General features: G+C 69.6%; 9 protein-coding genes. All 9 read right to left on the bottom strand.

Annotated features, from left to right (window positions below; genetic code table 11):
• Positions 1–43 precede the first annotated feature (43 nt).
• Entirely contained in the window at positions 44–325 is a 282-nt protein-coding gene (locus OSC27_RS09755; RefSeq protein ID WP_267181272.1) for a hypothetical protein, read from the bottom strand.
• Positions 326–354: 29 nt separating this feature from the next.
• The gene (locus OSC27_RS09750; protein WP_267181271.1) at positions 355–1,623 is read right to left on the bottom strand and encodes an alpha-hydroxy acid oxidase; all 1,269 of its coding nucleotides are present in this window, start codon (positions 1,621–1,623) and stop codon (positions 355–357) included.
• 115 nt (positions 1,624–1,738) lie between these two features.
• Entirely contained in the window at positions 1,739–2,863 is a 1,125-nt protein-coding gene (locus OSC27_RS09745) for a FadR/GntR family transcriptional regulator (protein ID WP_323374033.1), read from the bottom strand.
• Between the two features lie 282 nt (positions 2,864–3,145).
• On the bottom strand, positions 3,146–6,040 hold the full coding sequence (locus tag OSC27_RS09740; RefSeq protein ID WP_267181270.1) for an alpha-L-rhamnosidase: 2,895 nt from the start codon (positions 6,038–6,040) through the stop codon (positions 3,146–3,148).
• Between the two features lie 64 nt (positions 6,041–6,104).
• The gene (locus OSC27_RS09735) at positions 6,105–7,787 is read right to left on the bottom strand and encodes a rhamnulokinase (RefSeq protein WP_267181269.1); all 1,683 of its coding nucleotides are present in this window, start codon (positions 7,785–7,787) and stop codon (positions 6,105–6,107) included.
• Between the two features lie 208 nt (positions 7,788–7,995).
• Entirely contained in the window at positions 7,996–10,035 is a 2,040-nt protein-coding gene (locus OSC27_RS09730; protein ID WP_267181268.1) for a bifunctional aldolase/short-chain dehydrogenase, read from the bottom strand.
• A gap of 128 nt (positions 10,036–10,163) precedes the next feature.
• On the bottom strand, positions 10,164–11,165 hold the full coding sequence (locus OSC27_RS09725) for an alpha/beta hydrolase fold domain-containing protein (protein ID WP_267181267.1): 1,002 nt from the start codon (positions 11,163–11,165) through the stop codon (positions 10,164–10,166).
• Between the two features lie 5 nt (positions 11,166–11,170).
• Positions 11,171–12,337 (bottom strand): L-rhamnose isomerase, encoded by a 1,167-nt coding sequence (rhaI, locus tag OSC27_RS09720; RefSeq protein ID WP_267181266.1) that lies wholly within the window; start codon positions 12,335–12,337, stop codon positions 11,171–11,173.
• 153 nt (positions 12,338–12,490) lie between these two features.
• Positions 12,491–15,505 (bottom strand): MGH1-like glycoside hydrolase domain-containing protein, encoded by a 3,015-nt coding sequence (locus OSC27_RS09715; RefSeq protein ID WP_267181265.1) that lies wholly within the window; start codon positions 15,503–15,505, stop codon positions 12,491–12,493.
• Between the last annotated feature and the right edge of the window lie 54 nt (positions 15,506–15,559).

The following is a 15,559-nucleotide window of genomic DNA, read 5'->3' as shown; positions in this document are numbered from 1 at the left end:
GGCGCATGCCCGCAAAAGAATGCATGTGATGCTGGGCAACGCCTCAGGCGCGCTTCAGCGTCAGCCACCGGTTCTGGGAGCGTCGGGTGATCTGCCATGCGGCGGGCTCAGCGAGTGTCGCGGTCGTCTCGACGACGTGCTGCGCGATCTGCGCTGCGAGCTCGTCGTCATCGGCGGCGAAGCGCACGGTGAGCCGCGCCTCGCCGCGCACGACCGCGACGTTCGAGGCCTCGGCCGTGGTGAGCTCGGCGGCGGCATCCGTCGCGGCGGGCAGCACCTGTTGCGGGCTGACGCCGGGGCGCAGCGCCCCGATCGTGATCGTCACGCGGTACGACGGCATGGCAGCCGACCGCCCTACTCGACCGGCTGCAGCGCCGCGCTCGCGCCCTGCCCCGCCACCGGCACCAACCGCTGCAGCTGCGTCACGTGCGACGGGTTCAGCTCGTCGAGCGACGCCACCCCGAGCAGCCGCATCGTGCGCTCCACCTGCGTGCGAAGAATCGTGATCGCCCGGTCGACGCCCTCGCGGCCGCCCGCCATGAGCCCGTACAGGTACGCGCGTCCCACCAGCGTGAAGCGGGCGCCAAGCGCGATCGCCGCTACGATATCCGCGCCGCTCATGATGCCCGTGTCGAGCAGCACCTCGGTGTCGCTCCCGACCTCGCGCACCACGTGCGGCAGCAGGTGGAACGGGATCGGCGCTCGGTCGAGCTGGCGGCCACCATGGTTCGAGAGCACGATGCCGTCGGCGCCCATGTCGGCGAGTTTGCGCGCATCCGCTATGTTCTGAACGCCCTTGACGACGAGCTTGCCGGGCCACTGATCCTTGATCCAGGCGAGGTCGTCGAAGGTGACGGTCGGGTCGAACATGCTGTCGAGCAGCGCCGCCACCGTGCCCGACCAGCGGTCGAGCGAGGCGAACGCGAGGGGCTCTGTGGTGAGGAAGTTGATCCACCAGGCCGGCCTGGGGATCGCGTTGAGAACCGTCTTCGGCGTGAGCGACGGCGGAATCGTCATGCCATTGCGGCTGTCGCGAAGCCGGGCACCGGCCACCGGCACGTCGACCGTGACGAGCAGGGTGTCGAAGCCCGATTTCGCGGCGCGCTCAACGAGGGCCATGGAGCGCTCGCGGTCCTTCCACATGTACAGCTGGAACCAGTTGCGCCCAGTCGGGTTCGCCGCCTTCACGTCCTCGATCGACGCCGTGCCCATCGTCGACAGAGAGAAGGGGATGCCGGCGGCCGCGGCCGCCGAAGCCCCAGCGATCTCGCCTTCGGTCTGCATCATGCGCGTGAACCCGGTGGGCGCGATGCCGAACGGAAGCGCCACCGGGCCGCCCAGCACCTCGCGGCTCGTGTCGACCGTAGAGACGTCGCGCAGGATGGACGGGTTGAACTGGATGTCCTCGAAAGCCTGGCGGGCTCTCGCCAGCGAGATCTCCTGCTCGGCCGAGCCATCCGTGTAGTCGAAGGGGGCCTGAGGCGTGACGCGCTTGGCGATGGCGCGCAGGTCGTGGATCGTGTAGGCGGCGTCGAGGCGGCGCTTGCGGGCGTTCAGCTCGGGCTTCTTGAACTGCATGAGGGGTGCGAGGTCGCGCACTTTGGGGATTCGTCGCTGGACCATGGGGTTCCTTCTTCGGTGATCGGTGATCGGTGAGTGGTGGTCGGTGGGTGGGGAGTGGGGTGGTGGTGGCGGGTCAGCAGAGTGGTGGGTCGGTGGGTGGCGGGTCAGAGGGTGGTCAGTGAGCGTGTGGACGGTGCTCGGTTGTCAGTGGGTCGGTGAGGGTGGGATCGGGCCTGTCGGTGAGGGCGGACTCCGCGTAGTAGCCGGTGATGTGCTCGTGCACGCGCGTGCTGGCGGCTGCGGGGTCGCCCTCGTCGATCGCGGCGAGGATCGCGTGGTGCTCGGCACGCAGGCGAGCGGATGTCTGCGCCCACGACGGCAGCGTCGCGGCGCCTTCCTGCACATAGCGTTCGATGGAATCGCGCAGCCCCGCCATCATGGCGGCCACGACCTCGTTTCCGGATGCCTCGGCGAGCGAGACGTGAAACTGGGCGTCGAGGGCGAGGAACTCGGGAACCGTGAGGCCGGGGGAATCCATGGCGTCGAGGAGGTGGCGGGACGCGGCGAGGGCGTTGCCGCGGCTGCTCACCGCAGGCAGCGCGGTCGCCGACTCGGCGGTGGCTGACTCTGCGGTGGCTGACTCGGCGGTCGCTGATCTTGTGCTCTCTGGATCTGCGGTCGCCGACTCTGCAAGCCCTGCCGCCGTCCGCGCGAGCTCGGCGACGACCGAGGTCTCGAGCAGCAGGCGGGTCTTCACGACATCGGTCACGCGGAATCCCTGCGCGGCGACCTGCAGGCGCATCAGCGCGCTCATGCCGCCGGAGGGGGTCGAGACGATGATGGCGCCGGCGCTCGGGCCGGAACCGGTCGCCGTGCGTACGAGCCCGAGCACCTCGAGCACGCGCACCGCCTCGCGCACCGAGGACCGCCCGACGCCGAGGTCTGCTGCCAGCTGGCGTTCGGGGGGAAGGTGATCGCCGGGGCGCAGCGTGCCATCGAGCAGCGTGCGCTCGATCGACTGGAGGACCACTTCCCAGGCCCGCGTAGCCTGCTGCTGCTGCTGCTGCTGCTGCTGCTGCTGCTGCTGCTGCTGCTGCTGCTGCTGCTGCTGCTCCTCCTCCTGCTGCCGCTGCTGCTGTTGCTCCTGCTCCTCCTGCTGCCGCTGCTCCTGCTCCTCCTCCTCCTCCTGCTGCCGCTGCTCCTGCTCCTGCTCCTCCTCCTGCTGCTGCTGCCGCTGTGCAGGGTGCGACGGCGCAGAGCCGACTCCGGAGCCGGCCGGGCCTTCGGTCTCGCCTGTCATCACGTCGCCTCCTCGCCTCCTCGCCTCATGTGGTCTGACCACAGCGTATCACCGCTCGCTTACCTGCTTCTCCGCACCGAGAGGCCAAAAGTTGCCCTTATTCAGTGTTTTGAGGGCGACTTTTGGCCTCTCGAGGTGCGCGGCGCGCGGGATCGGGACCGAGAGCGGGATCGGGATCGAGGTGCGCGGCGCGCGGGGATCGGGATCGAGGTGCCGGGCGCGCGGGGTCGGGATCGAGGTCGGGATCGGGAGCGGGACCGAGACGGGAGGCTGACGGCCGCCTTACGACGCGCGGCGCGCGTTCAGCTCGGCGAGAGCCGTGTCGATGCTCGCCCTGGCCTCCTGCGGCAGCTGGAACAGCGCGCTGGCGAGCGGATGCCCCGGCTTCCACTTGGTCTTCGCGCGGAACCGATCGGCTGCCTCCTCGCTGTGCGACGCGATCGTGCGCCACAGCGCCTCGTAGGCCTCGGGGTCATCGATGATGTCTGCGAGCGGCGTGCCCAGCGAGACCGGGCCGGGGCGCAGCGCCGGCGCGGCATCCGCTACCACCCACGCATGCGTGCCCGATCCCACCGTGATCGGCGAGGCCGCCCCCGGCAGCGTGACCCGCGCGGTCGAGTTCGGCGGCACGACCGCCTCGATCGTGAGCGTGCCGTCGTCGCCTCGCCGCCAGCCCGCCGCCGCGTGCCCGTACGCCGTCTCGAGCTCGGCCCGCGCATGAGCGAGACCGGGCAGCGGATGCGGCGCAACCTCCAGCGCGCGATACCCGCTCTCGGCCGGCCCCAACCCGGCAACCGACCGGTGCAGCCAGTCGGCGACCGCGCCGAGCGCGTAGTGGTTGAACGAGGTCATCTCGCCCGGGTTGATGGAGCCGTCGGGCAGCATGGAATCCCAGCGCTCCCAGACAGTGGTCGCGCCCATGGTGACGGGGTAGAGCCACGACGGGCATTCGGTCTGCAGGATGAGCCGGGCGGCGACGTCGAGGTGGCCGGTCGCGGTGAGCGCGTCGGTCACCAGCGGGGTGCCGACGAAGCCGGTGCCGATGCGGTAGCCGGCGCTGCGCACGAGGAACGCGAGCCGGTCACCCATGGCGTGGCGCTCGGCCTCGTCGCGCGCCAGCCCGAACATGATGCCGAGGCCGTAGGCGGTCTGGGCATCGGAGATCATGCGTCCGGCATCCGTGACGTATTCGCGCTGGAACGCGGCCCGCACCGCGTCGGCCTCGCGCGTGTAGTGCTCGGCGTCATCCGCGGCGCCGAGCAGCGCGGCGGCTTGGGCAACGATGCTCGCGCTGCGGAACAGGTAGGCGCTTGCCACGATGTCCGAGTCGGTCTTCGCGTCGGCCGGACTGTCGGGCGCCGCGTCGGGGTCGAGCCAGTCGCCGAACTGGAACTGCCCCTCCCAGAGATGACGCTCGCCGGCGATCTCGAGCACCGTGTCGACCCAGCTCCTCATGCTCTCGTACTGCGCGCGCAGCACCTCGAGGTCGCCGAATCGCTCGTACAGCACCCACGGCACCACGGTGGCGGCGTCGCCCCACGCGGCCGCGGCGCCGCCGAATCCGCCGAGCACGGCAGGCACGATGAACGGGACGACCCCGCCGGCTGCCCGCTGCTCGAGGGCGAGGTCGCGCAGCCAGGAGGCGAGGAACGCGTCGCTGTCGTACAGGAACGACGCGGTCGGGCTGAAGACCTGAATGTCGCCGGTCCAGCCGAGGCGCTCGTCGCGCTGCGGGCAGTCGGTCGGCAGCGAGAGGAAGTTCCCGCGCATGCCCCAGACCACGTTCTCGTGCAGCCGGTTGACGAGCTCGCTCGAGCTCTCGAACCAGCCGGTGCGGGGCATGTCGCTGTGGATCACGACCGCGGTGACATCGGTGGGATCGAGGTCGCCGGGCCATCCGTCGATCTGGGCGTAGCGGAAGCCGTGGAAGGTGAACTGGGGCTCCCAGGCGCCGCCGCCGGGCCTGGAGCCGGGCCCCGCCAGCGTGTAGTGGTCGGTCGCCGCCGCGTTGCGCAGCGGGCGCGTGCCCAGTTCGCCGTTCTCGAGCACTTCAGCGTGTCGTAGCGTGAGCCTCTGCCCGCGTTCGCCTTCAGGCACGCGGATGCGCAGCCGCCCCACGAGGTTCTGGCCGAAGTCGAGAATGGTTGCCCCGCTCGGCGTCGTGATGACGCGCTCGACCGCTCGCTCCTCGATGGCGCGGACGGCGGGGGAGGTGCGCGCCTCGGGTCGCGGCGCCTCGCCGTCGTTGCGCACGGCAGACCAGCCGCTGTCATCGAAGCCCTGCGTCGACCAGCCCGGCAGCTCCCGCGTGGCGTCGTACGACTCGCCGGCGTAGATGCCGCTCGTCGTGATCGGCCCTGCGGTCGCGCGCCAGCTGCCGTCGGTTGCGACGGTCTCGATGGTGCCGTCTGCGTACTCGAGCACGAGCTGCGCGGCGGCCGCGGGCTGCTCGCCGTAGAAGTGCGCCGCGGCATCCATGAATCCGAACTTCTCGGTGTACCAGCCGCCGGCAAGTGAGAGGCCGATCGCGTTGCGCCCGGGAGTGAGGAGGGCCGCGACATCCGTCGTCTCGTGAATGAGGCGGAACTGGTACGAGGTCCAGCCGGGCTTCAGGATCTCGTCGTCGACCGGGGTGCCGTTGAGCTCGGCCTGATAGACGCCGTGCGCCGTCGCGTAGAGGGTCGCTCGGCGCACCTCGCGCGCCACGTCGAACTCGTGGCGCAGCAGCGCCGGCTGGGCGGGCTCGGCGGGGTCGGCCGCGCCGATCATGCGCGCGACCCACTCCCCGTCGCCGAGGAAGCCGGCGGTAATCATGAGTGGGTCACTCCACTCTGAGGCCCCGCCGTCTGTGCCGGTGACGCGCACCCGTACCCGCACGCTCTGGCGCGGCTTCAGGGGCTCGAAAGGCCAGGCCACGAAGACGGATGCCGCCCCCTCGAGCATCGCCGTGCGCCCGTCGGCGGAGCCCTCGCCCTCGACCAGCTCGATCTCGGTACGCTGCTGCACCCAGTCGGCCGCCGCGGTCACGGTCTTCCAGCTGAGCCGCGGCTGCGCCGTGGCGACGAACGGGCCGTCGGTGCGACGCTCGGCCTTCAGGCCGGTCACGGTGGTGGCGGTTGCCGGGGTGGCGCTCGCGGGCGCGGGGTTGCGGTTGTCGGCTGCGGGTGTGGTGTTCACGGCTCTCCTGGGTGTCGGGGTGTCGGGGTTGTCGAGTGGCTGTCGGCGACGACGGCCCTTGTGGTCAGTGTGCCCGGGGCACGTAGCGAACGGGCTGATACGCGGCCGTGACGAGCGCGCGCAGGCTCTCGAGATCTCCCGTGACGAGCCCCTGCGCCCGGGCCTGCACGAGAACGTTGCCGATCGCTGTGGCCTCAACGGGACCGGCGAGAACGGGCAGTCCGCTGCGGTCCGCGGTCAGTTGGCAGAGCAGCGCGTTCTGCGAGCCGCCGCCCACCACGTGGATCGTGCTCACCTGCCGCCCGCTCAGCCGCGCGGCCGTTCGCACGGCATCGGCAAACGCCTGCGCGAGACTCTCCACGATCGCCCGCACCGTCTCAACTGGCGTCGCCGGCGATTGTATGCCTCTCTCGGCATACCATTCGCGGATGCGCGCTGGCATATCACCCGGCGCCAGGAACCGTGCGTCGTTCGCATCGAAGACGGCCGGGCAGGCGGGCGCGTCGGCGGCCTGCGCGAGCAGCTCCGGCAGTTCGAGCGTGAGGCCCGCTCGCTGCCACGTGCGCACCGACTCGCTCAGCAGCCACAGGCCCATCACGTTGTGCAGGAACCGCACGCGCCCATCCACGCCGCCCTCGTTGGTGAAGTTGGCCGCGCGGGCGTCCTCGCCGAGCACGGGCGCGTCGAGTTCGACCCCGACGAGGCCCCAGGTGCCGCACGAGATGTAGGCGGCATCCGTGCCCTGCATGGGCACCGCCACCACAGCGGATGCCGTGTCGTGCGACCCGACGGCCGTGACCTCGAGTCGCGCACCCGCGCCCAGCTCGGTGGCAACCGTCGGCAGCAGCCCGCCGATACGCTCGCCCGCCCCGATGAGCTCGGGGAACAGGCCACGGTCAATGCCGAGCTGCGCGATGAGGGCGTCGTCCCAGCCCTGGTGCGGGTTGAGGAGGCCGCTTGCAGCCGTCTCGAAACCCCCCGCCACGCGGGTTGAGGAGACGCGAAGCGTCGTCTCGAAACCCTCCGCCACGCGGGTTGAGGAGACGCGAAGCGTCGTCTCGAAACCCTTGTCGGGCGGGGTGCTGGGTTTCGAGACGCGCTGCGCGCTCCTCAACCCGCTGGGGTCGCGCTGGGCGCTCCGGGGCCCGCTGGGGTCGCGCTCGGCGCTCCGGGGCCCGCTGGGGTCGAGCGCGAGCAGGCCCGTCGTCGACGCGTTCGTGCGCTCCGCGACCTCGCGGCCCGTGAGCCAGTACGCCAGCAGGTCCGGGATCAGCAGCATGCGCTCGGCGCCGTCGAGCGCGCCGGCCTCCCGGTCCACGGCCAGCTGGTAGAGCGTGTTGAACGGCAGGAACTGCAGCCCGTTGCGCGCGTACAGCGACGAGTGGTCGACACGCTCGTGCACCGCGCGAACGCCGGCCGCCGTGCGCTCGTCACGGTAGTGGTAGGGAGTGCCGCGCATCCGCCCGCCACTCATGAGCGCGTAGTCGACCGCCCACGAGTCGATGCCGATGCTGCGCAGCCCGGGCTCATCGCGGACCGCCGTCGCGAGCCCGGCGAGCACGTTGCGGTACAGCTCGAGGATGTTCCAGTGCAGGCCGCTCGCCGACCCCTCGTGCACGCGCACGGGGTTGTTCGGGAACCGCGCGATGGGCCGCAGAGCGAGCTCGTTATGCCCGACGTGCCCGAGCATGACGCGCCCGCTCGTGGCCCCCAGATCGACGGCGGCAACCGTGCCGCTACCGCTCATCAGTTCGTCTCCCTGCGAGCCACACTTCGGCGCGCATACGTCGCCGAGAGTGTGAGTTCGCGACGAGAGTGGGTGGAGCAACAGGCGTTCTCGTCGCGAATACCCACTCTCGGCAAAAGTGGAAGCGAGGGCGAGGGCGAGGGCGAGGTCGGGGGCGAGGGCGCAAGCGAAGACGAACGCTGCAGGCTGCAGAACACGCGACACACACTCAGCGCAGGAACGCGGCGGCGACGCCCGCGTCGACGGGGATGTGCAGGCCGGTCGTGTGGTCGAGGTCGCTCGTGCACAGCACGAACACGGCGTTGGCCACGTTCTCGGGCAGCACCTCGCGCTTCAGCAGCGTGCGCTGGGCGTAGTACTCGCCGAGCTTCTCCTCGGGCACCCCGTAGACCGCGGCGCGCTTGGCGCCCCAACCGCCGGCGAAGATGCCCGAACCGCGCACGACGCCATCCGGGTTGATGCCGTTCACCTTCACGCCGTACTCGCCGAGCTCGGCCGCGAGCAGCCGCACCTGATGCGCCTGGTCGGCCTTGGTCGCCGAGTACGCAATGTTGTTCGGCCCCGCGAACACGCTGTTCTTCGACGAGATGTAGATGATGTCGCCGCCGAGCCCCTGCTCGATCAGCACCTTTGCCGCCGCCTTCGAGACGAGGAACGACCCCTTCGCCATCACGTCGTGCTGCAGGTCCCAATCCTTCTCGGTCGTCTCCAGCAGCGGCTTCGAAATCGAGAGCCCGGCATTGTTCACCACGAGGTCGAGGCCGCCGAACGCGAGAAGCGCATCGTCCACGGCGCGCTGCACCTGCGCGGCATCCGTCACGTCCGCCTGAACGCCGACCGCCACGTCGCTGCCCCCGATCTCGGCCGCCGCGGCCTGCGCCTTCGCCAGGTCGAGGTCGGCGATCACGACGCACGCGCCCTCGGCGGCGAGACGGGTGGCGATGGCCTTGCCGATGCCGGATGCCGCACCCGTCACCAGCGCAATGCGCGTGGCGAGCGGTTTCGGCTTGGGTGCGCGCTGCAGCTTCGCCTCCTCGAGCGCCCAGTACTCGATGCGGAACTTCTCCCGCTCGTCGATCGGCGCATACGTCGAGATGGCCTCGGCGCCGCGCATCACGTTGATGGCGTTGATGTAGAACTCGCCGGCGACGCGCGCGGTCTGCGCATCCTTGCCGTAGCTGAACATGCCAACCCCGGGAACGAGCACGATGGCAGGGTCAGCCCCCCGCATTTCCGGCGAGTCGGAATCGGCGTTGCGCTCGTAGTACGCCTCATAGTCGGCCCGATACGCCTCATGCAGCTCCCGCAGCCGCGTCACCGACTCCTCCACCGACGCATCGGCAGGCAAATCCAGCACGAGCGGCTTCACCTTGGTGCGCAGAAAGTGATCGGGGCAGCTCGTGCCCAGCGCCGCGAGGCGTGGGTGCTCAGAGTGCTCGAGGAACTCGAGCACGACATCCGCGTCCGTGAAGTGCCCGACCTGAGGCTTGTCTGTCGAAACCATCGAGCGGATGGCGGGCGCCAGCGCCGCCGCCTTCGCGCGGCGCTCAGCTTCCGCGAGCGGGGCGTACCCGTCGAGGGCGGCGCCGAACGGGGCAGACCGGCCATGCTCGGCGATGTAGTCGGCAGCGGTCTCGATGATCCACCGCGAGTTCGCCTCGGCGGCCTCGCTCGTGTCGCCCCACGCGGTGATGCCGTGACCGCCGAGGATGCAGCCGATGGCTTCGGGGTTCTCCTGCTTGATGCGGGCGATGTCGAGGCCGAGCTGGAAGCCGGGGCGGCGCCAGGGCACCCACACGACGCGCCCGCCGAACGCCTCGCGCGTCAGGCGCTCGCCGTCGGCCGCCGTCGCGAACGCGATGCCGGAATCGGGGTGCAGGTGGTCGACGTGCGCGGCGTCGACGAGGCCGTGCATAGCGGTGTCGATCGAGGGGGCCGCGCCGCCCTTGCCGTGCAGGGTGTAGTCGAAGGCCGCGACCATCTCGTCTTCGTGCTCGACGCCCTGGTAGACGTTCGTGAGGGCGCGCAGACGGTCGAGGCGCAGCACGGCGAGGCCGCTCTCGCTGAGCGTGCCGAGGTCGCCGCCCGATCCCTTGACCCAGAGCAACTCAACGGGCTCGCCCGTGACGGGGTCGGTCTCGGTGCCCTTGGCGCTCGTGTTGCCGCCGGCGTAGTTGGTGTTGCGCGGGTCGGCGCCGAGCCGGTTGGAGCGGGCGATGAGCTCCGCGACGGTGGGGTTGATCGGCATGGGGTGGGTCCTTGGGTCGTCTGGGTTGGGGGGTGGTGGGTTTCGAGACGCGCTTCGCGCTCCTCAACCCGCTTGCGCGGTTTCGAGACGCGCTTCGCGCTCCTCAACCCGCTGGTGGGTTGCGCTCCTCAACCCGCGTCGGGGTGGGGGGAGCCCGTCAGGGGGCCGGTGGAGAGCCAGGCGGCCATCCGCTCGATGCTTCGGTGCGCGCCGGGATTCTGCGGCTCGTTCAGGTGGCCGTGGCGGGTGCCCTCCTCGCGGATGACGAGCGTGTCGACGCCGGCCGCCACGAGAGCGGCGCCGTATGCCTCGCCCGAGGCGCGCAGGGTGTCGGCGTCCGAGTTGAGGATGAAGGCGGGCGGCAAGCCGCGCAGGTCGGCAGTGCCGGGGAAGGCATAGGGATTCGCGAGCAGCGACGCGTCGCCGACGTAGTTGATGTTGAACATGTCGGTGACCTCGCGCGGGAAGGCCAGCTCGGGCGGCAGCGCGGTGATCTTCGCCGCGAGCTCCGCCGAAGGCTCGGGCATGTCGCTGTGCAGCAGCGGGTACGCAAGCATCATCGAGCGCGGCTGCACCGCGCCCGCGTCGCGCAGCCGCAGCGACGCGCCGGCGGTGAGTTTACCGCCCGCGCTCGCGCCGCCCAGCGAGAGGCGCTCGGGATCGATGCCGAACTCGGCCGCGTGCTCATGCACCCAACCGAACGCCCACGCGATCTCCTCGCTCGCCACCGGGAACGGCGAGCGCTCGACATCGCGCAGCGGCGGGGCGTCCGCAGGGGGCTCGCCGCCGATCGCCGCGAGATCGGGCAGTGGGGCGAGCCGGTAGTCGAGCGAGACCACCGGGATGCCGCGCGCCGCGAGCTGCCTGCCGACCCAGTCGGCCTCCGGCATGTCGAGATCGCCCGCGAAGAACGCGCCGCCGTGGGCCCAGACGAGGCCGGGAGCCCCCGACCGCGCGGGTGCGGGTGCGGCATCCGCTCTGCTTCCCTGCGCGTCGGCCTGCGTGCCGCCGGGCGTGACGGCTGGCGCGTCGCCGGGCGCGTCGACGGGCGTGTAGATGCGCACGGGCAGCCGGCCGTGGGGGCCGTCGAGCGCGCGGTCGGCGACGGTCACGTCGGCCGTGCCCGCCATCGGGCTCACGCTCCCCACCCCGCCTGCGTGCCTCCCACGCGCTCCGCCTCGATCTTCTCCTGGTAGCCGCTTTCTGCGTAGGCCGCCATGGGATCGGCAGGCAGCCCGCGCGATTCGCGCCACTGGGCGAGGGCGGGGCGCACATCCGTATAAAAGGCGTCCATGAGAATTCCGTTGGCGCCGAGCACGTCGCCGGCGTTCTGCGCGGCCGTCAGCGCCTCGGTGTCGACGAGCAGCGCCCGTGCGGTCATCTCCTGCACGTTCAGCACGCTGCGGATCTGGCCCGGGATCTTCTTCTCGATGTTGTGGCACTGGTCGAGCATGAACGCCACGGAAGAATCGGCGCCGTAGCCGCCACCGCGGATCACCTCGTAGAGAATGCGGAACAGCTGGAACGGGTCCGCCGCACCCACGATGAGGTCGTCGTCGGCGTAGAAGCGGCTGTTGAAGTCGAACGAGCCGAGCTTGCCGAGGCGCAGCAGCTGGGCGACGATGAACTCGATATTGGTGCCCGGCGCGTGGTGCCCCGTGTCGAGGCAGACCATGGCGCGCTCGCCGAGGGCGGCGACCTGGGCGTAGCTGGTACCCCAGTCGGGAACGTCGGTGTGGTAGAACGCCGGCTCGAAGAACTTGTACTCGAGCACGAGGCGCTGGTTCTCTCCGATGTGCTCATAGATCGTCGCGAGCGAGTCGGCCAGGCGGTCCTGCCTGGCGCGAATGTCGTCCTGCCCCGGGTAGTTGGTGCCGTCGGCCAGCCAGATCTTCAGGTCACGTGAGCCGGTGGCGTTCATGACGTCGATGCAGGCCAGGTGGTGGTCGATGGCCTTCTGGCGGATCTTCGGATCGCTGTGCGTCACCGAGCCCAGCTTGTACGCGTCGTCCTGGAACGTGTTCGAGTTGATGGTGCCGAGCGCCACACCGTGGTCTTCGGCGAATCGGCCAAGGGCGGCGTAGTCGTCAACGGTGTCCCACGGAATATGAAGGGCAACGGATGGCGCCAGCCCGGTCACCTCGTTGACCGTGGCCGCATCCGCGATCTTCTCGTATGGGTCGCGGGGCACGCCCGCCTGGCCGAAGACCTTGAACCGGGTGCCCGAGTTGCCGAAGGCCCACGAGGGGAGCTCGATGGCCTGCTGGGCGAGCAGGGGAGCGATGGAGGCGAAGGTCGTCATTGGTCTGTCACTTCTCTTGATGAGTCGGCGATGTCATGGCGATGCGAAGCGGAAGCCACGGCTGCGATCGTGCAATCGTGAATCGTTTCAACACCGTCGTGATAAGACTATGACGTAACGCGGCGCCGGTCAATCCGCCAGGCGGCGCTGATCTCAGTGCGAGAGCTGGTGCGAGTTCAGGCGAACCGGCTTGCCCGGCTTGTACGGTCGCGAGATCGAGACTCCGCTGCCGCTGACGTTGATGCGGTTGCGCGTCACGACGATCTCGAACTTCTTGCCGTGCCAGGAGAGATTGCGCACGCCCGCCTCACTCAGCGTCGACGGCAGCGCGGGCGTGAACACCAGCGCGTCCGGCTCGGCCTCGACCCCGACGAACGCGTAGAGGAAGCTTGCCGGCGCCAACCCGCTCTCGGGGAAGGGGATGTCTGTTCCGACCGACGTGCTCGCCGTTCCGCTGTCGACGGTGCTCTCGCCGCGGAAAAGCGGGGTGCCGCCGCACAGATGGTCCGGTTCCTTCCAGCGGTCGAGGATCGTCGTCATGCGCTGCCATGCGTCGTCGCCGCCCCGGTACCGGGCGCGGGCCATGACATCGAACCCTGAGGTGTAGAGGATCGCGCCGCCGTCCTGCACCTGGTTTCCCCAGGGCGTCGTGAGCTCCTCGAGGAAGAACCAGTAGTTGTTACGCCGGGTCGTCGCGCGTGGCGCGTAGATCCACTTCGAGTAGATATCGGCCGGGCCGTCGAAGTATTCGCCGATCGCGACGACGAATCGCGAGCGGGCACTGGGGTCGGCAACGCCGTCGGCGTACGCGAGCGCGCCTGGTGCGACGGTCATCGACGACCACCACGCGAGCGTGCCGGTGACGTTCGAGACCTCCAGGTAGTACACGCCCGGCGCCTGCTTCGGCACGTCGATGTGCGCGACGCTGCCGTCGCCCCAGTCGCTGAACTGCTTCTCGGCCACTTTGACCGGTGTCGTGTCGCCGGGCACGCCCTGATAGAGGGCCATCGTGAACGCGGCGCCGCGCACGCCGTACGTGGGGAACCGTGCGGCCACGCTCGTGAACGCGGCGTTGGCGGTGAAGCTCGTTCCCAGGGTGTGGCCCGGCTTGATCATGGGCGCCAGCCCGCCGCCTTCGATGAGGACGACCGACTTCTGCAGTTCTGTATTGCCCGTGTCGAGCCAGGTGAAGATTCGCTCGGCCTGCGCCGCAGAGGGTAACCCGAACGACGTGGCTTCGAGATTGACGTAGGTCGAGCCGTAATCGTGGGCGACGCCGTCTGCGTCGATGCACTCCACGTATCGGCCGGCGCTCTCGTTCCAGAACAGCTCGTTGTAGCGCTTCTGCACGGCCGGCCGCAGGTCCTGAAGCTGCTTCGCCCGCTTCATGTTGTGCACGTGTCTCTCGAGTTGTGCCATGGCGTCGAGGGCGCCGTAGAAGTAGGCGTTGAGATAGGCATCGCGGTAGCCGAACGAGGTGACGTCCCAGTAGTTCGAGCTCACCGCGCCGTCGCGGCCGCTGTGATCCGGTGAGGTGATGGTGACGATCCCGCTGCTGCCGCCAAGGGTGTCGAGATAGAAGTCCATTGCCTTCCTGAGCCGAGGCAGCATCGTGGTGAGGAACGCGGAGTCCCCGGTCCACGAGAAGTAGCGCCAGGCGCCGAGTATGTACATCGCGTTCGAGGTGAAGTGCCTGGCGTCGTAGATCGTCGGGTCGGGGAACGGCCACCCCTGCGAGTCCGGCCACGACCATACGTAGCCGTCGTCGTCCTGCTTGGTGCTGAGCAGGCTGTCGGCCTGGGCCGCTCTGCCCTCCGTGGCCGTCCAGTCGAGGATCCGGCCGTTCCAGTCGGCCCAGTCCGCGGCGTGCCCGCTGAACCGGAAGCTCAGCGCTCGCTCCCAGTAGAACGTCGACAGCTGGGTCGCCCGCACCTGGTCCGACGCCGTGAAGATCGGGAAGATCTCGGGCAGGGCATCGGAATGGGCCTGCATATCGATCGCGATCGAGCGTGAGACGACCTGTGCCGGGGTGGTGGCGCCCGTGTTCAGCGTCAGCGCGAGCGTGTCGCTCGTCATGGCGCCGGTGAGGATGGGCTGCGCCGCCGTGATCCGAAGGTCATACGGGCCGGTGCCTGTCGCGGCAACCCACTTCGCCCCCGAGACCGTGTTCGTCCACGAGGAGCGACGCTTCAACTGCTGTGACGGAATGTAGTCGCCGCCATCACCGACGAAGCGGCTGAACAGCACACCGTCCGCGTAGTCGATCGAATACCCGTCCTTGACCCACGACGTGTTGAACGACATGCCGAAGTCGGCGCGCGCCTCACCCTGCCAGTGCATCTCGTACGACATGGCGAGCTGAGATCCCGTGAGCGTGAGATCCCACGAGGCGACGCCGTCGACGTTGAATCCCGCCACGTCGATCGTCATGCTTCGCCCCGTGAGAGCCTGCCGATCGGCGTATGACGCGCCGCCGACGTCGACGGTCGTGGTGCCGCTGTACCCCCACCAGCCCGGAGTGCCGGCGGCGTCGGAGGCCTCCAGGTAGTACACCCCGGCCGGCTGCGGAGGCACGTCGACGTATCCCCATCCGTTGTCCTTCAGAGGGTTCAGCTCGCTGCTGCCGACCAGGGTGAGGCCGGTGGCGGGGGTCCCGGAATACAGCGACAGGGTCATGGATGCGCTTGAGCTGCTCCAGGTCGGAAACTGTCCCCCGACGCGCGTGAACCGAAATGCGCTCGCCGTGAACGCCTGGCCGAGAGTGTGGCCGGGGCTGAGCGGGATCGGTGCGTTGAGTTGCGGCTGCGTCAGATCGGCGGCCGAGGGCATCTGGATGTCGGCCAGGCTGAGCGTGCTCCCCTTCGTGGTGAAGGTGACCCCGTCGTTGAATCCGGCGTCGAAGTAGTCGGCCTTGCCGAGGAACACGGAACTGAACGAGGTCTTCTCGTAGTGGCCGGCTCCGCTCGGGTCGCACCCGAACTCGGTGAGCTTGCCGTATGCGCCCGCCACGCGGATGAAGCCGTTTTCGAGATGGTATGTCGCAGCCGTCGGCGCTTCTGCTGCCGCGGCCCGCATGGGGCGACTCAATGCCCCTGCAGCGGCGGCGATGCCCGCCCCTTTGAGAAAGGAACGCCTGCTCGTGGTGAAACGACCGCTGCTCATGCTCATTGAAAGCCTCCATTGGCTGACTGAATCGTTTCAGGTAGAATATTCACAGAGTGC

This window comes from Microbacterium sp. STN6, assembly GCF_026410545.1.
In the GTDB taxonomy this organism is placed as follows: domain Bacteria; phylum Actinomycetota; class Actinomycetes; order Actinomycetales; family Microbacteriaceae; genus Root112D2.
The sequence above is the reverse complement of the archived record's forward strand: the minus strand, read 5'-3'. Positions and strand labels throughout refer to the sequence as shown.